Annotated in this window: 21 protein-coding genes; 11 read left to right on the forward strand and 10 right to left on the reverse strand. The window is 72.5% G+C overall.

Annotated elements, in window-relative coordinates; all coding sequences use genetic code 11:
• Position 1: 1 nt before the first annotated feature.
• From I8920_RS00585 to hemL, 3 genes are read left to right on the forward strand one after another with little or no spacing between them, the layout of a single operon-like run.
• Positions 2 to 583 (forward strand): uroporphyrinogen-III synthase, encoded by a 582-nt coding sequence (locus I8920_RS00585; RefSeq protein WP_232832771.1) that lies wholly within the window; start codon positions 2 to 4, stop codon positions 581 to 583.
• A complete protein-coding gene (gene hemB, locus I8920_RS00590; protein WP_269802232.1) occupies positions 580 to 1,635 on the forward strand; it encodes a porphobilinogen synthase in 1,056 nt (351 codons plus the stop codon). Before I8920_RS00585 ends, hemB begins: the two co-directional genes overlap by 4 nt.
• The gene (gene hemL, locus I8920_RS00595; protein ID WP_198657284.1) at positions 1,632 to 2,963 is read left to right on the forward strand and encodes a glutamate-1-semialdehyde 2,1-aminomutase; all 1,332 of its coding nucleotides are present in this window, start codon (positions 1,632 to 1,634) and stop codon (positions 2,961 to 2,963) included. The genes hemB and hemL overlap by 4 nt, the downstream gene beginning before the upstream one ends.
• 57 nt (positions 2,964 to 3,020) lie before the next feature.
• Here the strand turns inward: hemL and I8920_RS16245 are convergent, their stop codons facing one another.
• The 5 genes from I8920_RS16245 to I8920_RS00620 form a co-directional block, all read right to left on the reverse strand.
• Positions 3,021 to 3,653, reverse strand: coding sequence for a hypothetical protein (locus I8920_RS16245; protein WP_198657285.1), 633 nt, complete (start codon positions 3,651 to 3,653; stop codon positions 3,021 to 3,023).
• Positions 3,654 to 3,753: 100 nt separating this feature from the next.
• Positions 3,754 to 4,539 carry an ABC transporter ATP-binding protein gene (locus I8920_RS00605; protein ID WP_198657286.1) on the reverse strand — a complete coding sequence of 262 codons (786 nt, stop codon included), beginning with the start codon at positions 4,537 to 4,539 and terminating at the stop codon, positions 3,754 to 3,756.
• A 20-nt stretch (positions 4,540 to 4,559) separates the two neighbouring features.
• The gene (locus tag I8920_RS00610) at positions 4,560 to 5,228 is read right to left on the reverse strand and encodes a GntR family transcriptional regulator (RefSeq protein ID WP_198657287.1); all 669 of its coding nucleotides are present in this window, start codon (positions 5,226 to 5,228) and stop codon (positions 4,560 to 4,562) included.
• Positions 5,229 to 5,295: 67 nt separating this feature from the next.
• Entirely contained in the window at positions 5,296 to 6,273 is a 978-nt protein-coding gene (locus I8920_RS00615) for an acrylyl-CoA reductase family protein (RefSeq protein ID WP_198657288.1), read from the reverse strand.
• A gap of 52 nt (positions 6,274 to 6,325) precedes the next feature.
• Complete coding sequence (locus I8920_RS00620) at positions 6,326 to 7,354, reverse strand: 6-phosphofructokinase (RefSeq protein ID WP_198657289.1); 1,029 nt, start codon at positions 7,352 to 7,354, stop codon at positions 6,326 to 6,328.
• Positions 7,355 to 7,425: 71 nt separating this feature from the next.
• On the opposite strand from I8920_RS00620, the gene I8920_RS00625 reads away from it, so the two are divergent.
• A complete protein-coding gene (locus I8920_RS00625; protein WP_198657290.1) occupies positions 7,426 to 8,385 on the forward strand; it encodes a DNA-3-methyladenine glycosylase family protein in 960 nt (319 codons plus the stop codon).
• Between the two features lie 103 nt (positions 8,386 to 8,488).
• Here the strand turns inward: I8920_RS00625 and I8920_RS00630 are convergent, their stop codons facing one another.
• Positions 8,489 to 9,346 carry an NAD-dependent epimerase/dehydratase family protein gene (locus I8920_RS00630; RefSeq protein WP_198657291.1) on the reverse strand — a complete coding sequence of 286 codons (858 nt, stop codon included), beginning with the start codon at positions 9,344 to 9,346 and terminating at the stop codon, positions 8,489 to 8,491.
• Between the two features lie 78 nt (positions 9,347 to 9,424).
• Between I8920_RS00630 and I8920_RS00635 the strand changes: the two genes are divergently transcribed.
• Together I8920_RS00635 and I8920_RS00640 are read left to right on the forward strand one after the other, a co-directional pair.
• Entirely contained in the window at positions 9,425 to 9,760 is a 336-nt protein-coding gene (locus I8920_RS00635) for a hypothetical protein (protein ID WP_198657292.1), read from the forward strand.
• A gap of 9 nt (positions 9,761 to 9,769) precedes the next feature.
• Positions 9,770 to 10,297, forward strand: a complete 528-nt coding sequence (locus I8920_RS00640) for an ATP-binding protein (protein ID WP_198657293.1) — start codon at positions 9,770 to 9,772, stop codon at positions 10,295 to 10,297.
• On the opposite strand, the gene I8920_RS00645 is transcribed toward I8920_RS00640, so the two are convergent.
• Positions 10,286 to 10,957: an HAD family hydrolase gene (locus I8920_RS00645; protein ID WP_198657294.1), complete on the reverse strand. Its 672-nt coding sequence runs from the start codon at positions 10,955 to 10,957 to the stop codon at positions 10,286 to 10,288. The genes I8920_RS00640 and I8920_RS00645 overlap by 12 nt on opposite strands.
• 162 nt (positions 10,958 to 11,119) lie before the next feature.
• On the opposite strand from I8920_RS00645, the gene I8920_RS00650 reads away from it, so the two are divergent.
• From I8920_RS00650 to I8920_RS00665, 4 genes are read left to right on the forward strand one after another with little or no spacing between them, the layout of a single operon-like run.
• The gene (locus tag I8920_RS00650; RefSeq protein WP_198657295.1) at positions 11,120 to 12,160 is read left to right on the forward strand and encodes a TerC family protein; all 1,041 of its coding nucleotides are present in this window, start codon (positions 11,120 to 11,122) and stop codon (positions 12,158 to 12,160) included.
• Positions 12,161 to 12,202: 42 nt separating this feature from the next.
• On the forward strand, positions 12,203 to 12,892 hold the full coding sequence (locus tag I8920_RS00655) for a YceI family protein (RefSeq protein ID WP_198657296.1): 690 nt from the start codon (positions 12,203 to 12,205) through the stop codon (positions 12,890 to 12,892).
• Positions 12,889 to 13,404, forward strand: a complete 516-nt coding sequence (locus I8920_RS00660) for a sigma-70 family RNA polymerase sigma factor (RefSeq protein WP_198657297.1) — start codon at positions 12,889 to 12,891, stop codon at positions 13,402 to 13,404. The genes I8920_RS00655 and I8920_RS00660 overlap by 4 nt, the downstream gene beginning before the upstream one ends.
• Positions 13,401 to 14,117, forward strand: coding sequence for an anti-sigma factor (locus I8920_RS00665; protein ID WP_198657298.1), 717 nt, complete (start codon positions 13,401 to 13,403; stop codon positions 14,115 to 14,117). Before I8920_RS00660 ends, I8920_RS00665 begins: the two co-directional genes overlap by 4 nt.
• Here I8920_RS00665 and I8920_RS00670 read toward each other — a convergent pair.
• Entirely contained in the window at positions 14,114 to 14,593 is a 480-nt protein-coding gene (locus I8920_RS00670) for a MarR family winged helix-turn-helix transcriptional regulator (protein ID WP_198657299.1), read from the reverse strand. The genes I8920_RS00665 and I8920_RS00670 overlap by 4 nt on opposite strands.
• A 128-nt stretch (positions 14,594 to 14,721) precedes the next feature.
• Between I8920_RS00670 and I8920_RS00675 the strand changes: the two genes are divergently transcribed.
• Positions 14,722 to 18,294: a proline dehydrogenase family protein gene (locus I8920_RS00675; RefSeq protein WP_198657300.1), complete on the forward strand. Its 3,573-nt coding sequence runs from the start codon at positions 14,722 to 14,724 to the stop codon at positions 18,292 to 18,294.
• 97 nt (positions 18,295 to 18,391) lie between these two features.
• On the opposite strand, the gene I8920_RS00680 is transcribed toward I8920_RS00675, so the two are convergent.
• Together I8920_RS00680 and I8920_RS00685 are read right to left on the reverse strand one after the other, a co-directional pair.
• Positions 18,392 to 18,589: a hypothetical protein gene (locus I8920_RS00680; RefSeq protein WP_198657301.1), complete on the reverse strand. Its 198-nt coding sequence runs from the start codon at positions 18,587 to 18,589 to the stop codon at positions 18,392 to 18,394.
• Between the two features lie 10 nt (positions 18,590 to 18,599).
• A complete protein-coding gene (locus tag I8920_RS00685) occupies positions 18,600 to 19,151 on the reverse strand; it encodes a dihydrofolate reductase family protein (RefSeq protein WP_198657302.1) in 552 nt (183 codons plus the stop codon).
• Positions 19,152 to 19,160: the final 9 nt, after the last annotated feature.

A 19,160-nucleotide genomic window follows, 5' to 3' on the forward strand; every position in this document is an offset into this window, starting at 1 on the left:
CATGGCTGGGTACGCCTGGATCGTGGTGACCAGTGCGACGGCCGTGACGGTCGTCGCCGGACGCGTGGCGGGCCTCCCGGCCGGGATCCGCGTGGCGGCGGTCGGCGAGCCGACCGCCCGGGCCGCCCGTGCTGCGGGCTGGGTCGTCGACCTGGTGCCGACCGAGACGTCCGCCGCCGGGCTCGTCGCGGTGTTCCCGGACACCGACGGCACCGTGCTGTTCCCGCGCTCGGAGATCGCCGCACCCACCCTGGTGGACGGCCTCCGAGCCCGTGGCATCGACGTGGACGACGTGGTGGCGTACCGTACCGTGGGGACCGGCGACGAGCCGATCACCCTCGACCCGGCACCCGACGCGGTGCTCGTGACGAGCGGCAGCGTCGCCCGCGAGACCGCCCGCCGGCTGACCCCGTTCGACCCCCGTACGCGCGTGGTCTGCATCGGCCCCGGAACCGCCGCCGATGCCCGCGCCGCCGGGCTCCCCGTCCACGCCGTGGCACACGCCCGGTCCGCAGAAGCCATGCTCGACGCCGTCGTCGAGGCACTCACCCCACCCGCCCCCGAACAGGAAGGCCTCTCGTGACCGGCCGTTTCCCCCAGGTCCGCCCCCGTCGACTCCGTGCCACCCCCGCGATGCGACGGCTCGTGGCCGAGACCCGGCTCCACCCCGCCGAGCTCGTGCTGCCGATGTTCATCCGCGAGGGCGCGACCGACGCCGTCGACATCTCGAGCATGCCGGGCGTGCAGCAGCACTCGCTCGACTCGTTCCGACGAGCGCTCGTGTCGGCCGCAGAGGTCGGCATCGGTGGCGTCAACCTGTTCGGCGTCCCGACCACGAAGGACGCCACGGGCTCGGGCGCGACCGACCCGGACGGCATCCTCAACGTGGCCATCCGCGTGGCGAAGGAAGAGGTCGGCGACGCGCTCGTCGTGCAGTCCGACCTGTGCCTCGACGAGTTCACCGACCACGGGCACTGCGGGGTCCTGGCGTCGGACGGCTCGGTCGACAACGACGCCACCCTGCTGCGCTACCGCGACATGGCGGTCGCCCAGGCCGAGGCCGGGGCCGAGCTCGTCTGCCTGAGCGGCATGATGGACGGCCAGATCGCCGCCGCGCGGGACGCCCTCGACGCCGCCGGGCACAGCGGCACCGCGCTGCTCGCCTACGCGGCGAAGTACGCCTCGGCGTTCTACGGGCCCTTCCGCGAGGCCGTGTCGTCCTCGCTCGTCGGTGACCGCCGGACGTACCAGATCGACGCCGCGAACGGTCGACAGGGGCTCCGCGAGGTCGCACTCGACGTCGACGAGGGTGCCGACATCGTCATGGTGAAGCCCGCGATGAGCTACCTCGACGTCCTGGCCGAGACCGCTGCGACCTCGCCGGTGCCGGTCTGGGCGTACCAGATCTCCGGGGAGTACGCGATGATCACCGGCGCCGCCCAGAACGGCTGGATCGACCGCGACGCTGCGGCGATGGAGTCGCTCGTCGGCATCAAGCGTGCCGGTGCCGACGCGATCCTGACCTACTTCGCCGTCGACATCGCGCGGAAGCTCAACGAGGAAGCGGGCCTCCGCACCTCGGGCACCACCGCCGCCGTCGCCGGCATCGCATCGACCGGGAAGGCCCCCGAATGACCACGAACGACCAGCTGTTCGGCCGCGCCAAGAACGCGATCCCCGGCGGCGTCAACTCCCCGGTCCGCGCGTACGGATCGGTCGGCGGCACCCCGCGCTTCCTGGTGTCGGCCAAGGGCGCCTACGTCACCGACGCCGAGGGCCGTGAGTACGTCGACCTCGTCGCGTCGTGGGGCCCCGCGATCCTCGGGCACGCCCACCCCGGCACCGTCGAGGCCGTGCAGCAGGCCGCCGCGCGCGGGCTGTCGTTCGGGGCGTCGACCCCGGGTGAGACCGAGCTCGCCGAACTCGTGAAGCAGCGGGTGTCGGTGGACGGCGACGGACCGATCGAGAAGCTCCGCATGGTGTCGACCGGCACCGAGGCCACGATGACCGCCATCCGCCTGGCCCGCGGCTACACCGGTCGCGACCTGCTGGTGAAGTTCGCCGGGCACTACCACGGCCACTCCGACTCCCTGCTGGCCGAGGCCGGATCGGGTGTCGCGACGCTGGCCATGCCTGGTAGCGCGGGCATCACCGCCGAGACCGCCGCGCAGACCCTCGTGCTGCCGTACAACGATCTCGACGCCGTCCGCCGCGCCTTCGACGAGCACTCCGAGCGCATCGCCGCCGTGATCGTCGAGTCGGCCGCCGCGAACATGGGCGTGCTCGCGCCGGAGCGCGGGTTCAACCGGGCGCTGGCGCAGATCACGCAGTCGCACGGCGCGCTGCTCATCGTCGACGAGGTCCTGACCGGGTTCCGCGTCGGTGCGGCCGGCTGGTGGGGACTCGAGGCGTCGAAGGTCGTCCCCGACGGCGCCGGGTGGAAGCCCGACCTCATCACGTTCGGCAAGGTCATCGGCGGCGGCATGCCCCTCGCCGCGCTCGGTGGTCGGCGCGAGGTCATGGACTTCCTCGCCCCGCTCGGCCCGGTGTACCAGGCGGGCACGCTGTCCGGGAACCCGCTGGCCGTCGCCGCGGGCACCGCCACGCTCCGGGCCGCGACGCCCGAGGTGTACGCGCACCTGGACCGCACTGCATCGACGATCGCCACCGCGACGAGCGAGGCGCTGTCGGCCGAGGGCGTCGCCCACACGGTGCAGCACGCGGGCAACCTGTTCTCGTTCGCGTTCTCGGAGACCGCGCCGCGGAACTACGACGACGTGCGGGCGCAGGACGTGCACCGCTACGCGCCGTTCTTCCACGCCATGCTCGACGCCGGCGTCACGTTGCCGCCGAGCGTGTTCGAGGCCTGGTTCGTCACGGCCGCGCACGACGACCGGGCGGTCGGACGGATCCTCGACGCCCTGCCCGCCGCCGCGAAGGCCGCAGCCGCCGCGACGGCCTGACGTCCGAGCGCACCACGAGTGACTGCCCGGCCCCCGAGGGGGTCGGGCAGTCGTGTGTCAGGAGCAGTCGGCCTTGGTGAAGGTGGTGTCGACCGTCTTCGACGAGCCCTCGAACGCGTAGGTGTACCGCATGTCCACGTCGTCGTCGAGCAGCTTCTTGGTGTCGTCGTTCGAGCACAGGTTCGGACCGACCGCGTCGCGGATGACGTCCTCGGTGATCGCAGCCGGGTCGACGTCGGCCGACACGGTGTAGTCGTAGTGGATCGCGGCGCCCTCGGCCTCGATCGCGGTCCACGTGGTGACGGAGTCGACCTGCTTCGGCAGGTTGCTCTGGTCGCGGATCTGCTCGACGGCCTTCGACACGGTCTCCTCGGTGGAGTCAGCGAAGGCGGCGTTGAGCCCCTGCCGGACGAGGAACGCCACGACGACGGCGACGACGACACCGAGGAGCGAGACGAGGATGCGCCGGCCGCGTGCCTGCTTGGGCGGCGGGGCGTACGGCGCAGCGGCCGGTGCGGCCTGCGCGTACGGCGGCTGACCGGGCTGCGCCGTGGGCGACTGGGCGTACGGCGGCTGACCCGGGGCCTGCTGCTGGGCGTACGGCTGCTGCCCGTCGGGCTGCCCGGTGCCGGGCTGCCCGCCCTCGGGCTGCGGTCCGGATCCCGGGTAAGGCGGCGGCGTGTTCGTCATGGTTCCCCCTGGTGACGGTCCGCGGCGCGACACCGGAGTGCGGTGCCGGGGTCCCTCCCCGACACGGACCGCAGACGCTGAACGGCCATTCAAGCACGGCTCAGGCGGCGCGGCGCGCTGCCCATCGGCCCTCGGAACGCAGGATCGCGAGCGGGAAGTCGAAGGCGTGCGAGACCGGGGACGACGTGATGACCTCGTCCGACGTGCCCTGTGCCACGACGGCACCGTCGCGCAGCAGCATCGCGTGCGACGTCGACGCCGGCAGGTCCTCCAGGTGGTGCGTCACCATGACGCTGCCCATGTCCGGGTGGCGGTGCCGCAGCGCGTCGACGGTCTCGAGCAGGTGCTCCCGTGCGGCGACGTCGAGGCCGGTGGCCGGCTCGTCGAGCAGCAGCAGCCGCGGCTCGGACATCAGCGCCCGGGCGATGAGCGCGCGACCCCGCTCGCCCTGGGACAGCACCGGCCACCGGGCGTCCCGCCGTGCGGCGAGCCCGACGTCGACGACGTGCTGCTCGGCCAGCGCGACCTGCTCGGCGGTCGGCTCCCACCGCATCATCAGGTCGGTGGTGCCCGTCAGTCCGGTGAGCACCGTCTCGAGCACCGTGAGCGGCGAGAGCATCCGGTGGCGGGGGTCGACGTGTCCGATGTGTTCACGGAGCTCGCGCACGTCGGTCCGCCCGAGCCGACGCCCGAGCAGCTCGACCGTGCCCGCGGTGGGGTGCCCCGTCGCACCGAGGACGGCGAGCAGGGTCGACTTGCCGGCACCGTTCGGACCGAGCAGGGCCCAGTGCTCACCGCTGCGGACGGTCAGGTCGATGTCGTGCAGCAGGTCGCGGCCGGAACGCGTGACGCGCAGGCCGGTGGCGTGGATCAGGACGTCGGTCACCCGTCCATCCTGCCCGCAGGTCAGCTGCGGGCGGCGCGGACCGACTCGATGTGCTGCTCGAAGTTGCGGGTCAGCGCGCGACCGGCCTCGGCCGCCGTCTCGCCGTCGCGCTCCTCGAGGGCCTCGCGGAGGATCGAGAAGAACGCCTCGGAGCCGTACTCCTCGAACGCGGGCGTCGGGTTGAGCGTGAAGCGCACGCGTTCCATCGCACCGACGGCGGCGTTCTGCACGAGCGGGTTGCCGGAGTGCGCCACGGCGAACTCGATGATCTCGGTCACGGCACCGCTGAAGCCCAGGTCGCGCACCTTGCGCAGTCCGTCGGCGCGGTCGAGCAGCTTCTGCAGGTCGCGGACGTCCTGGTCCTCGTACTCGGGGACGCCCCAGCGCAGGCTGAGCTCGAAGAAGCCGACCATCGCACGGGTCGCGATCACCCAGTCGTCGAAGGTGGGGGTGGCGACGCGGGTGTACCGGTTCGCCTCCATCTCGACCAGTCCGATGTCGACGAGCTTCGCGATCGCCTCACGGATGGGGGTGCGACTCACGCCCAGCCACTGCACCAGCTCGTCGTCGTTGAGACGCTCGCCGTGCTGGAGCGTGCCGTCCCGCAGAGCCGCGAGCATCTTGTCGTAGACGACGTCGCGCAGGAGCTTCCGGGGAGAGCTCTCCACGGTGGACTTGGGGACCGGCATGTCATCTCCTCCGGGGGCGGTACGGACAGCCGAAATCCTAACGTGCCGATATGCAAACGTTTGCTATTCAACGCGCCACGGCGACGACCGTCCGACCGTGCACGCGCCCCGCGACCACCTCGGCGCCGACGACGATGGCCTGCTCCGGGGTGACCGTCCGCGTCACGTCGGCCAGCAGACCCGCGTCGAGGTCCGTCGCCAGCCGGTCCCACGCCCGCCGACGCAGGTCAGCCGGGGCGTCGACCGAGTCGATCCCGAGCAGGGACACCGACCGCAGGATGAACGGCAGCACGGTCGTCGGCAGCGCCGAGTCCTGCGCGAGTCCGCACGCGGTCACCGCTCCACCCCACCGGGTCGACGCCAGGACGTTCGCCAGGGTCGCCCCGCCGACGCTGTCCACCGCCCCGGCCCAGATCGCCCGCTGCATCGGCTTGCCCGGATCGGCCAGGGTGGCACGGTCGACGACGTCGGTGGCACCGAGACGGCGGAGCGAGGCCGTGTTCGACGTCCGGCCGGTCGACGCCGTCACCCGGTAGCCGCGGGCAGACAGTAGGGCGGTCGCCACGGTGCCGACGCCGCCGGAGGCGCCGGTCACGAGCACCGGCCCGTCACCCGGCGCGACGAAGCGCTCGAGCGCCAGCACGCTGAGCATCGCGGTGAACCCCGCGGTGCCGATGGCGGCCGCGAACGAGTCGTCGATCGACTCCGGCAGCACCACGAGCGGCGCGGTCGGCACCACCGCCTGCGTCGCCCAGCCGCCGTGCCGCGTCTCGCCGAGCCCGGCGCCGGTCAGCACGACCCGGTCACCGATCGCCACGTCGTGCACGCCGGGGCCGAGCCCCGACACCGTCCCGACGACGTCGATGCCCGGCACGAGCGGGTCGATCCGAGCCACCCCGGGGGCACCGGACAGCGCGAGGCCGTCCTTGTAGTTGACGCTCGAGTACGTCACGTCGACCAGGACCTCGCCCGCGGCGGGCTCGGGCAGGTCGACGTCGGTGACGGCGGGCGGAGCGGAACGGGACACGAGCACGGCGCGGGTCATGCGCCGGACGCTACCCCGTGCCTCCCGGACGGGTCGCGACCGCGGGGCGGGCTCAGCCGAACATGATGGCGGCTTCGTCGAACCGGGCCTGCGGCACGGTCTTCAGCTCGCCGAGCGCCTCCTCGAAGGACACGTGCTCGATGTCGGTCCCGCGCAGCGCGACCATCCGGCCCCAGCGCTCCTCCACCACGGAGTCGATGGCCGCCAGGCCGAGACGGGTCGACAGCACCCGGTCGTACGCCGTCGGGGTGCCGCCGCGCTGGATGTGACCGAGCGTGGTGGCGCGCGTCTCGATGCCCGTCATCTCCTCGATGAGCGGCGCGAGGCGCTCGCCGATGCCGCCCAGCCGCGGCCGCCCGAAGGCGTCCAGACCGCGCTCGGTGTGCGCGGTGTCCTCGTGGTCGGGCACGAAGCCCTCGGCCACCACCACGAGCGGCGCACGGCCGCGGTCGTAGGCGGCGCGCACCCACTTCGCGATCTGCTCCATGCTCGTCTTCTGCTCCGGGATGAGGATCGCGTGCGCACCGGCTGCCATGCCGGAGTGCAGGGCGATCCAGCCCACGTGCCGCCCCATCACCTCGGCCACCATGCAGCGCGAGTGCGACTCACCGGTGGTGCGCAGGCGGTCCATGGCCTCGGTCGCGATGGCGACGGCCGTGTCGAAGCCGAACGTGTAGTCCGTCGCACCCAGGTCGTTGTCGACCGTCTTCGGCACGCCCACGATCTTCAGCCCGGCGTCGGTCAGGCGCTTCGCGGCGGCCAGTGTGCCCTCGCCGCCGATCGCGACGATGGCGTCGATGCCGTGCTTCTCGAGCATCCGCTCGATGTTCTCGACCCCGCCGTTCGGGCCCTCGAACGGGTTCGTGCGGCTGGTGCCGAGGATCGTGCCGCCCTGCTTCGCGATGCCCTGGATGTCCTTGCGCCCGAGCGGGACGATGTCGCCGTCGACGACCCCGCGCCAGCCGTCCCGGAACCCGACGAAGTCGTGTCCGTAGATCGCGATGCCCTTCAGGACGATCGCGCGGATGACCGCGTTGAGACCGGGGCAGTCGCCTCCGGAGGTCAGGATGCCGATGCGCATGGGTGCTCCGTCGTCGGTTTCGTGGGACACGCCCATCATGACTGACGGTGGTTGCGCATTACCATCCCGGTGTGTCCCTCGCTCCGCCCGTCTCCGCCTCCGGTCGCGTCGACGACGCGTCGCGCGTCGACACGGTGTACCGGCCTGGAGGCGCGGTGGACGTCGCGTCGACCCTGCGGCCCCTGCAGCGCGGCTCCGGCGACCCGGCGTACCAGGTGGTCGGCGGCGTCGTCTGGCTCGCGCTGCGCACGCCCCAGGGCCCCGCGTCCGTGGCGGTCCGTCGGGCGGGCGACGCGGTCGCGGTCTCGGCGTGGGGTGACGGGGCGTCGTGGGCGGTGGCGCACGCTCCGGAACTGCTCGGCCGTGGTGACGACCAGGACGGGTTCGACGTCTCCGGGCACGCGTTCCTGGCGGCGGCGCAGCACCGGCAGCCCGGGCTCCGGCTGCTCCGCACGAACACCGTCGTCGCGATGCTCGTCCCGGCGATCATGGAGCAGAAGGTCACCTCGCGGCAGGCGTGGGGCGCGTGGCGGTACCTGCTGCGCCGCCACGGCACACCCGCTCCCGGTCCCGCCCCCGCGGGCATGATGGTCCCGCCGGACGCCGCGACGTGGGCGAGGATCCCGAGCTGGGAGTGGCACCGCGCCGGCCTGGAGCCCGGTCGTTCGGCCACCGTGATGCGCGCGGTCAAGCTCGCGCCGGCACTCGAACGCACCCTGGCGCACGGCCGTGGCGGGGATGCCGTGTCGGCCGCGCTGCAGTCGATCCCCGGGGTCGGTCGGTGGACCGCCGCCGAGACCGCCCAGCGTTCCCACGGCGACCCGGACTCGCCGAGCGTGGGGGACTTCCACGTGCCGGCACTGGTCGGGTGGGCGCTCACCGGGGCGCCGGTCGACGACGACGGCATGCTCGAGCTGCTCGAACCCTGGCGCGGACACCGGGAGCGCGTCGTGCGCTTGATCGGTGGTTCGGGGTTCCGCAAGCCGGCGTTCGGCCCGCGCCTGACGATCCAGGACCACCGCGGGCACTGAGCGCGGGGCGCGGGCGTTCGCTTCCGTCTGCACCCCTTCTGCGACACGACACCGCGCGATCGTGTGGTGTCGTGTCGCGCAAGGGGTGTCCGCGCGGCGGGCGTCAGGGGTGCCGGGTGCCCTCGCCGGCCAGCACGGCGCGGTAGCCCTCGCGGAACGTCGGGTACTGCGGCGTCCACCCGGTCGCCCGCAGCAGCGCGTTCGACAGGCGCTTGTCGCCCCCGGTCTGGCGCGCGTCGCCGTCGCCGCGGACGGGTTCCGGCGCACCGAGTTCGTCGGCCAGGAACCGCAGCACGTCGTCCAGCCGGCTCGGCTCGTCGTCGGTGCCCAGGTAGAGCGGTGCCGGGTCCGGCAGGGCCGCCAGGTGCACGAGCGCGGCGGCGGCGTCGTCGCGGTGGATCCGGTTGGTGTGCGGTGACGTGCCGGGTGCCAGGCGTGCCGACCCCGAGCGGACCTGCTCGATGAGCCGCTCGCGACCGGGGCCGTACACACCCGACAGCCGGACGAGCACGGCGCCGGGAGCCCGCTCGCGCAGCAGGGCCTCCGCCTCGACCAGGACCTCGGCGGTCGGGGTCGCACCGTGCGCCGGGGTCTCCTCGGTGACCTCGCTGCCGTCGGCGACGTCGTAGACCGCGGTCGAGGACACGACGAGCAGTCGCGGGTCAGCGTCGGACGCGTCGATGCCGTCGAGCACGTTGCGCAGGCCGTCGACGTAGGTGGCGCGGTACTCGTCGACGTCGCGGCTGCCGGCGGCGAAGGCCACCACGACGACACTCGTGTCCGCGGGGATCTCCGGGACCTCGCGGCGCAGGTCGACGCTCCGGCCGGTGATCGGAGCGGGCACCAGCTCGGCCCGGCGGCGGAGGCCGATCACGCGGTGGCCCTGGTCGGCGAAGCGGAGACCGGCCTCGGCCCCGAGGTCGCCGCAGCCGGCGATGACGACGGTGGTGGAGTTCTGCACGCATCGACCCTGGCACGCGCGCTTGGTGGAACGCGGGGAGCCCGCCCGTCGCGCAGCACCGTTCGCTATCGTCGCGGCATGGGGCAGCGGGGGCGCACGAAGCCGCGGGTGGCGCGGGACGTGGCGATCGCCCTGCCGCCGGTCGTCGAGATCGGACTCTTCGTCGCGGGCATGATCGTCTCCGTCGATGCCGTGGGGGAGAGCGCCGAGTCGTGGGCGCCGTTGTCGTGGCCGCTGTACGCCGTCCTCGGGACGTTCCCGTTCGCGGTCGGTGCGTTCGTCGCAGCAGTGCGCCTCCGAGGGTTGGAGGCCAGGACACCGGCCATCTGCTTCGCTGCCCTGTCGGCGGCCGTGGGAGTCATCCCCTTCGCGGGGGTGCTGAGCATCCTCGTGCCGATCTGGTTCGGCAGCTAGTGTCCTGGTGTGATCGTCTGGTTGAACGGGACACACGGGGCGGGCAAGACCACCACGAGCCGACTGCTCCAGCCGCTGCTGCCCGGCTCGCTGATCCTCGATGCCGAGAAGGTCGGCGAGGTGCTCATGGACGTCACGCCGGGGCTGCCGGAGAGCGACAACTTCCAGCACTGGGACCCGTGGCGACCGCTCGTTGTCGAGACCGCCCGCCGGGTGCACGACTACGTCGGTGGGCCGCTCATCATGCCGATGACGGTCCTGGTCGAGGCCTACTGGCGCGAGATCTCTGCCGGACTCGCAGCCCACGGCATCCCCGTCCGGCACTTCGTGCTGCACGTCGACGGGCCGACGCTCCGTGACCGGATCCAGAACGATCCGGTCGTCGGCCCGTCGACCTTCCGGTTCGCGTACGTCGACGCATACGCCGAGGCGGCGCGCGGTTGGCTGCAGGCCGAGGCCGAGGTCATCGACGCGACCGACGTCCCCGCCACCGAGGTTGCCCGGGCCGTCGCGGACGCGGTGACGTCAGAGCGCTGACAGCACGAGCGCCCGGATGCCTGGGCGCTCCGACTGCCCGTGGTCGACCAGCACTGCGCGCATCCCGGCCGCCAGGGCACCGTCCACGTCGCGCTCGGGGTCGTCACCCACGAAGAGACAGTCAGCCGGGTCGACCTCGAGCTGCGCCGTCAACGTGTGGAACGCACGGACGTCCGGCTTCTGGAACCCGATGCGTTCGGAGACGCAGACGACGTCGAAGGCATCGGTCAGGCCGGTCCGGTCGAGCTTGTCGAGTTGTTGGGCCTCAGCCCCGTTCGTCAAGAGACCGAGGCGGTGACCGTGCTCGCGCAACTCGAGCAGCAGCGGCAGGCTCTCGGGGAAGAGCCGCCACGCTTCCCGGTACGCACGCAGGTAGTCGTCGAACACCGCGTCCAGGCCGGCTTCGTCACCGGGCACCTCGACACCCAGCTGCGGCAGGACCGTACGGAGCCGTACGCGTCGCTGTTCCTGGAAGCCGATCGACCCGGAACGCCAGCGCTCGAACTGCTCGTCCTCGGCGTTGAACCAGGCACCGATCGCTGCCTCAGTGGCCTCCACGCCGAGACCCTGGAGGAACCGGGTCGCGCCCACGCGAGCGGACCCGTGGTGGTCGAACAGCGTCCCGTCGAGGTCGAAGCAGATCGCTCGTGAAGTCGCCACGCGCCCCGGCTACGGCTCGTCCGACCAGTGCGGACGGCTGCGCGCCGGACGGCTCTGTCCACCGCACGCAGCCCCCGCGTTCGCCAGCACCCGGATCATGCCGGAGACTGGTCCGGGCCGTTCACGAAGCAGCCCGCCCACCACCAGCAAGGAAGGCTCCGCATGCCCGAGCTCCCCGTCGTCTTCGAAGTCGGCTCGATGATCGCCCTGGTCGCGATCCTGCTCGCCGACCTGCTGATCGTGGCGCGCCGACCGCACGTGCCGACGCTCCGCGAGTCCGGCACCTGGGTGGGGATCTACGTCGGCCTGGCGCTGGTCTTCGCGGTGTTGATGCTGGTGTTCGCCGGTGGTGACCCCGCCGGGGAGTTCCTGGCCGGTTGGCTGACCGAGTACAGCCTGAGCATCGACAACCTGTTCGTCTTCGTCATCATCATGGCGCGGTTCTCGGTGCCGAAGAAGATCCAGCAAGAGGTCCTCATGCTGGGGATCATCATCGCCCTGGTGCTCCGGGGCATCTTCATCCTCGTCGGCGCGCAGCTCATCGAGAACTTCTCGTGGATCTTCTACATCTTCGGGGCCTGGCTGATCTGGACCGCGATCCAGCAGCTGCGCGGCGAAGACGAGGGCGAGCAGCAGGACAGCGCCCTCGTGCGACTGCTGCGTCGCCGGGTCCGGATCACCGACGACTTCGACGGCATGAAGTTCCGCACCCAGCAGGACGGCGTGCGCCACTTCACCCCGCTGCTCATCGTGCTCATCGCGATCGGCACGACCGACCTGCTCTTCGCGCTCGACTCGATCCCGGCGATCTTCGGCATCACCGAGAGCCCGTTCATCGTGTTCACCGCGAACGTCTTCGCCCTGATGGGGCTGCGGCAGCTGTACTTCCTGCTCGGCGGGCTGCTCGAGCGCCTGGTCTACCTGAAGTACGGGATCGCGGTGATCCTGGCCTTCATCGGCGTGAAGCTCGTGCTGCACGCCCTGCACGACAACGAGCTGCCGTTCCTGAACGGCGGCGAGCACATCGCGTGGGCACCGGAGATCAACACCTGGGTGTCGCTCGGCGTGATCGTGGCGGCGATGGCGGTGTCGACCCTGGCGAGCGTCATCCGGATGCGTGGCGAGACCCCGGCGACCGACGACGACGCGGTGGCGAGCGACCCGGATCGTGCCGACGCGGAACGCGCCCGCGCCACCGACTGAGTCCGATCTGAACGATCCGGCCGGGTCCCTCGTCGTCTGGGTATGGCACTCCGCAAACGAACCAAGGTCATCATCGGGATCTCCGCCGGCGTCGTCGTCGTGGCGGCAGCAGCCGTCATCGCCGGCCCGGTCATCTACGCGAACACCGTCAACGGCCAGGCCGCCGCAGCCCCGTCGCTGTCGGCGTCCTCGTCCGGCACCCTCGACGCGGAGGACGCCGACGGCACCTGGACCAGCACGGGCAGCTCGTACGCCGGGTACCGGGTGCACGAGGTCCTGCAGGGGAACGACGTGAACGTGGTCGGCCGCACGAAGGACATCGAGGGCACCGCCGTCGTCGACGGCGGTTCCCTGACGAAGGCGAAAGTCACCGTGCAGGTCGCGAAGATCACCACCCCCGAGTCCGCCCGCGACGAGTACTTCCGCTCCACTGCGCTGCAGACGGACGAGTACCCGACGGCGACGTTCGAGCTGACGAAGCCCGTCGACGTCACGAAGGCGCTCGACGGCTCCACGCAGGACGTCACCCTGACCGGCACGATGGACCTGCACGGCGTCGAGCAGCCCGTCACGGCCGATGCGCAGGTCGCGGTCGGCAAGGGCGGCACCGTCCAGGTCGCCGGCACCGTGCCGATCACCTTCGCCGACTACGGCGTGAAGGCCCCCTCGCTCGGCTTCGTCACCGTGGACGGGAAGGGCTCCGTCGAGTTCTCCCTCGATCTCGGGAAGTGACCGTGACGAGTCGTTCCGCCGACGAGCTGCTGGCGACGCTGTACCGCGAGCACGGGGACGCGCTCACCCGGTACGTCCGGCACCTGACGCGGGACGGCTCGACGGTCGAGGACGTCGTGCAGGAGACCATGGTCCGTGCCTGGCAGCGCCCGGCCGTGCTCGAGCGGGCACCCGACAGCGCGCGTGCGTGGCTCTTCACGGTCGCCCGCAACCTGGTCGTCGACGACGCCCGGTCAGCGCGCAGCCGCCGTGAGCACGGTTCGGAACACCAGGTCGACCGGGTCGAGCCGGACAGCACGGACGCCGTGCTCGACCGGATCGTGGTCGCCGACGCCCTCGCGTCCCTGACCCCGGACCACCGCCGCGTGGTGGTGGACGCCTACTGGCTCGGACACACCGTGCCCGAGATCGCACGACGACACGACATCCCCGAGGGCACCGCGAAGTCGCGGCTGCACTACGGGCTGCGAGCCCTCCGGCTCGCGCTGCAGGAACGAGGAGTGACCCGATGAGCGACGACCGGCACGACGAGTACGCGGAGTGGGATGCGGCGTACGTCCTGGGGTCGCTCCCGGCGGACGAGCGGCTGGCGTACGAGCGGCACCTCGAGACCTGCGACCGCTGTGCGGCCGCGGTCGCCGAGCTCGCCGGTCTGCCGGGCCTGCTCGGCAAGCTGCCGGCCGACCAGGCGATCGAGATCGCCGAACCGGACGGGAGGCCCGACACCCGTTCCGAGAGCGACCTCGCCTCCGTCGCCCACCGCGTCCGCCACCGTCGCCGCCGTCGCCGGGTCTGGGTCGCCGCCACGGCGGGGCTCGCCGTGGTCGCCGCCGTCCTCGGCGGGCTCGCGGTCGGGGCCGCGGGGGAGCGCACGACGGTGCAGGCCGGTCCCGTCCCGACCGCGGCGGCCACCGCCGACCGCTACGACATGACCGGCGTGCCGGGGCTCGACGTCCGGCTCGCGGTCAGCGGCCAGCAGTGGGGCACCCGCTTCGACTGGGGGTGTTCGTACGGCGGCAAGGAGTGGTCTGCCGACGGGTCGGTGCTGTACGACCTCGTGGTCGTCCGGACGGACGGCACCACCGAGACCGTGGGGTCGTGGACCGCTGCGGGTGCTGACGCCCGGGGGCTGTCGGCCTCGACGGACATCCCGCGCGACGAGATCGCGAGCGTGCAGGTCCGGCTGCGCGGTGAGCGCGGCGCGCTCGCCGCCGTCACGCTCTAACCGGCGTCGGCCTCGTCCGACGCGTCATCGGGGCCGATGGCGTCCTGGATCCGCGCGCTGACGGACCGCAGCGTCTCGGCGTCGGTCCCCACGGGCCTCCAGAACAGGTCCTCGAGCGCACCGGTGTGCGCACGGATGCCGGCGAGCACCGCGCGCCGGCCGTCCGCGGTCATCACCACCCAGCTGCCGCGGCCGTCGGTCGGGCAGTCCGCGCGCTCGACCAGGCCACGCGAGACCATGCGGGTGACCTGGTGGCTGACGCGTGACTTCTCCCAGCCGATGCCGGTCGCGATGTCCCGCACCCGCAGACGGTGGTCGGGGTCGCGGTGCAGTCCGATCAGGATCTCGAACTCGGGGATGGAGATGCCGGCGCCGGCCTGGACGGCCTGGTCGAGCGCCCGGTCGAGCCGTCGCCAGACGTCGTGGTACGCGTCCCAGGTGGCCCAGTCGTGGCCACCGTTGCCCCTCGTCGACATGCCGACCAGCGTATCCACCGGCTCGCTGGTCGGACCGTGCCGTCGGTGGTTTCATCCGCTCGGATGAACCCTGGCCGACGCACGGCGCGCTCCGATGTGGCGTCGGACGTGCGGCATACGATCGGAGCATGCCGAGCGCCCGTCTGCAGGACACCACCGACGACGCCGTCGCGCTCGTGCGACGGTGGCTGGCGGCGTCTGCGGGGGCCAAGCCGGACCCCGGAGCGGCCCGCCTGACCGAGGCGCTGCGCGACGAACGCGGACTCGACTTCACGCGCGGGTTCATCGACAAGGTCATCCGTCCGGAAGACCCCCGGGTCGCCGCCCGCAACCTCGAACAGCTCAGCCGTGACGTCCCCGACTTCCTCGCCTGGTACCTGCGCGGCGCGGTGACGCTCGGCGGCGGGTTCGCCACCATGGCGCCCTGGGCCGTGATCCCCACCGCGCGTCGGATCCTGCGCCGGATGACCGGGCACCTGGTCATCGACGCCAGCACGGCCAAGCTCGGGCCGGCGCTCGCCAGGGTGCGCGGACCGGGCACCCGGCTGAACGTGGCCCTGCTCGGCGAGGCGGTGCTCGGCAGCGCCGAGAGCGACCGCCGGCTGCAGGGCACGATGGACCTGCTCGCGCGCGACGACGTCGACCACGTGTCGGTCAAGGTGAGCGCTGTCGTGCCGCAGCTGTCGTCGTGGGGGTTCGACCAGACGGTCGAGCGCGTCGTCGACCGGCTCGTCCCGCTGTACCGACTGGCGGCCGCTCCGCTGGCGTCGGGCCGTCCGGCCAAGTTCATCAACCTCGACGTCGAGGAGTACCGCGACCTCGACGTCACCCTCGCGGTGTTCCGCGCGCTGCTCGACCGCGACGAGTTCACCGACCTGCCCGCCGGGGTGGCGCTGCAGGCGTACCTGCCCGACGCCGCACCGGCGCTCGACGCGCTGACCGTGTGGGCGCAGGAACGCCGCTCGCGTGGTGGCGCGCCGATCACGGTGCGGCTCGTGAAGGGCGCGAACCTCGCCCTCGAGCACGTCGACGCGATCCTGCACGAGTGGCCCCTCGCGACGTGGGGGAGCAAGCGCGAGACCGACACCGCCTACCTGCGCATGCTCGACGCCGCGCTGACCCCGGAGCGCACCGACGCCGTGCGCATCGGCGTCGCCGGCCACAACCTGTTCGACCTCGCCACCGCGTGGGTGCTCGCCCAGCGTCGCGGGGTGACCGACGCGGTCGACGTCGAGATGCTGCTCGGCATGGCGTCGACGCACGCCCAGGCGGTGCGCGCCGACGTCGGGCAGGTCCTGCTCTACACGCCGGTCGTGCAGCCCGACGAGTACGACTCCGCGATCGCGTACCTGGCGCGCCGGCTGCAGGAGAGCGCGAGCCCCGAGAACTTCGTCTCCGGTGCGTCCGAGATCGACCGCGACGCCAGCGTCTTCGAGCGCGAACGGGAGCGCTACCTGGCGTCCGTCGCAGCGCTCGACGAGCCCGTGCCGACCACGCACCGCACGCAGGACCGCCACCGCGCCCTCGGCGAACCCGTGCTGCGCGACGCGTTCCGGAACGCACCGGACACCGACCCCACCGTCCCCGCCAACCGGGCATGGGCGCTCGACGTCCTGCGCCGGGTCCCGCGCTCGAAGCTCGGCGCGCAGACGATCCGCGGGGCGCGGGTCACCGACCGCTCCACGCTCGAGCGCATCATGGCCCGCACCGCCCAGGCCGGCGTCAACTGGGGGCGGCAGGACCCGTCCGACCGTGCGGAGCTCCTCGACCTGATCGGGCACGAGCTCGAGACCCGTCGGGCCGACCTGATCGAGGTGATGGCCGCCGAGACCGGCACGACCTTCGCCGAGGCCGACACCGAGGTCACCGCGGCCGTCGACGCCGCCCACCACTACGCCGAGAGCGCCCGCCGCCTGGACGACGTCGACGGCGCGCAGTACGTCCCGCCGCGGCTCACCGTGGTCGTGCCGCCGTGGAACTCCCCCGTCGCGATCCCCGCCGGGGGCGTGCTGGCGGCGCTCGCCGCGGGCAGCGGCGTGGTGCTCAAGCCCGCGCCCCGGGCGGAACGGTCCGGTGCCGTGCTCGCCGACGTGCTCTGGGACGCCGGGGTGCCGCACTCGCTGCTGCGGCTCGTCGCCATCGCCGAGGACGAACTCGGCCGCGACCTGATCGGCCACCCCGCGGTCGACCGCATCATCCTGACCGGGTCGTCGGACACGGCCCGGTCGTTCCGGTGGTGGCGGGCCGGGCTGCCGCTCACCGCCGCGACGAGCGGGAAGAACGCCATCGTGGTCACCCCGAGTGCCGACGTCGACCTCGCGGTGCAGGACGTCGTGCGGTCGGCCTTCGGGTACGCGGGGCAGAAGTGCTCGTCGGCGTCGCTCGTGGTGCTGGTCGGGTCCATCGGCGAGAGCGAGCGGTTCCGCCGTCAGCTCGTCGACGCCACGCGCACGCTCCGCGTCGCCTGGCCCGACGACCCCACGGCCCAGGTCGGCCCGCTCATCGACGAACCGCAGGGCACGGTGCGGCAGGGTCTGACCGAGCTCGGACCGGGGGAGTCCTGGCTGGTGCAGCCCGAGCCCCTCGACGACTCGGGGCGGCTCTGGTCACCGGGCATCCGCGACGGCGTGCGCCCCGGCAGCGACTTCCACCAGGCGGAGCACGCCGGACCGGTGCTCGGCATCATGCGTGCCGAGACCCTCGAGCAGGCCATCGCACTGCAGAACAGCATCGACTCCGGACTGGCGGCGGGCATCCACTCGCTCGACGTCGACGAGGTCGCGGACTGGCTCAGCCGCGTGCAGGCGGGCAACCTGTTCGTCAACCGCGCCACCACGGACACCGTCGTGGGGCGCCAACCGTTCGGCGGGTGGAAGGGCTCCGCGGTCGGCACCGGCACCCAGGCCGGCGGCCCGATGTACGTCGCGACCCTCGGCCGGTGGATCCCGGTGCCGCGCACGGTCCACAAGAGCATCCAGCTGCACGGCCTGCCCCCGCGCGTGACCGCGGTCATCGAGGCGGCACGCAGCGGCCTGTCCTTCGAGGAGTTCGACCGCGTCCGCGCCGGCGCGCTGAGCGACGTGCGGGCCCTCGAGACGCGCTACGGCCGGTCGCAGGACCTCGCCGGCCTCGTCGTGCAGCGGAACGTGCTGCGGCACCGCCCGCAGTCGGTCATCGTGCGCCAGGCCGAGGACGCCTCGACGGGTGACCTGGTGCGGACGCTCGTCGCCGCGACCGCCGCGCGTGCGCACGTCCTGCTCAGCACGGCCCGCCCGCTGCCCGGGCCGCTCACGCAACTGCTGGCGTCGAGCCGGTCCCCGCTCGACGTCGTCGACCACCTGGTGGAGTCCGACCAGGAGTTCCACGCCCGCGCGTCGTCCGGCGCGGTGTTCCAGGCGAACTGGTCCGACGGTCAGGACGACCAGCCCGTCGACGCGCTGGAGGCCGTGCTGTCGCAGGGACAGGAGCGTCGGGGGCACACGGCGTTCGGAGGACCCGGCGCGCGCATCCGTCTGCTCGGTGGCGACCCGCTCGCGCTCGAGGAAGCCTTCGGGGCGAGCATCGACGTCGCGATCCACGACGCCCCCGTGGTCGAGGCCGGCCTGATCGAGATGCTGCCGTACCTGCGCGAGCAGTCGGTGTCGATCACCGCGCACCGGTTCGGTGACGTCGACCCGGACTTCGCCCAGCTGCGGGTCTGACGCCGCCCGAGCTTTCCGCGCGTCACGCTTCGTGAGCAGGAATGGTCGGGTACCCGCACGGCACCCGACCATTCCTGCTCACGAAGTCGCTCGGCGATCAGTCCTCGCCGTCGCCGCCCTCTTCGGCCTCGACACCGGTCTCGTCCATGCGGTCCCGCAGGTGGTCCGCCATCGCGCCGGCACCCTCGTCGCCGTGGTCGTGGTCGACCTGTTCGATCAGGCCCTGCAACTTCTCGTGGTTCGTGGCTTCGGTGGCACCGTCCATGACGGGCTCGGTCTGCTCGTTGTCGCTCATGGTCCGGACGCTACGCCGACGAAGCTGCGGAAGCCGCGGAGCGGTAGTGCAGCTCGACCGCCCCGCCCGCGAACGGCGTCGTGCCGACGAGCGCGAACACCGGGGTCGGGGCCGCCACCGGCAGCAGCGGTGCTCCGGCGCCGAGCGCGACCGGCATCACGGTGACCCGCAGCTCGTCGAGGAGTCCCGCCTGCTGGTACTGCGCCGCGAGCAGCCCGCCGCCGACGACCCACACGTCACGGTCACCGGCCGCGCGCTCGAGGTCGGCCTGGTGGTCGCCGACCTCGCCGGAGACGAACCGCACGTCGGCACCGTCCGGCACCGGCAGGGTCCTCGAGGTGAACACCCACGTCGGCACGTCCGGGTAGGCCCAGGTGTCGTCGTGGGTCAGCAACCACTCGTACGTGGTCGACCCCATCGCGATCGCACCGACGCCCGCGAAGAACCGGTCGTGGTGCCCCTGGAACGGCTCGAAGCCGAACTGCAGCAGCCAGCCGAGGTCGTCGTCGGGTGCGGCCACGAACCCGTCGAGCGACGAGGCGACCGAGTAGATCGTGCTCATGTCGGGGGA

Source organism: Curtobacterium sp. YC1, assembly GCF_016267665.1.
Classification (GTDB): Bacteria; Actinomycetota; Actinomycetes; order Actinomycetales; family Microbacteriaceae; genus Curtobacterium.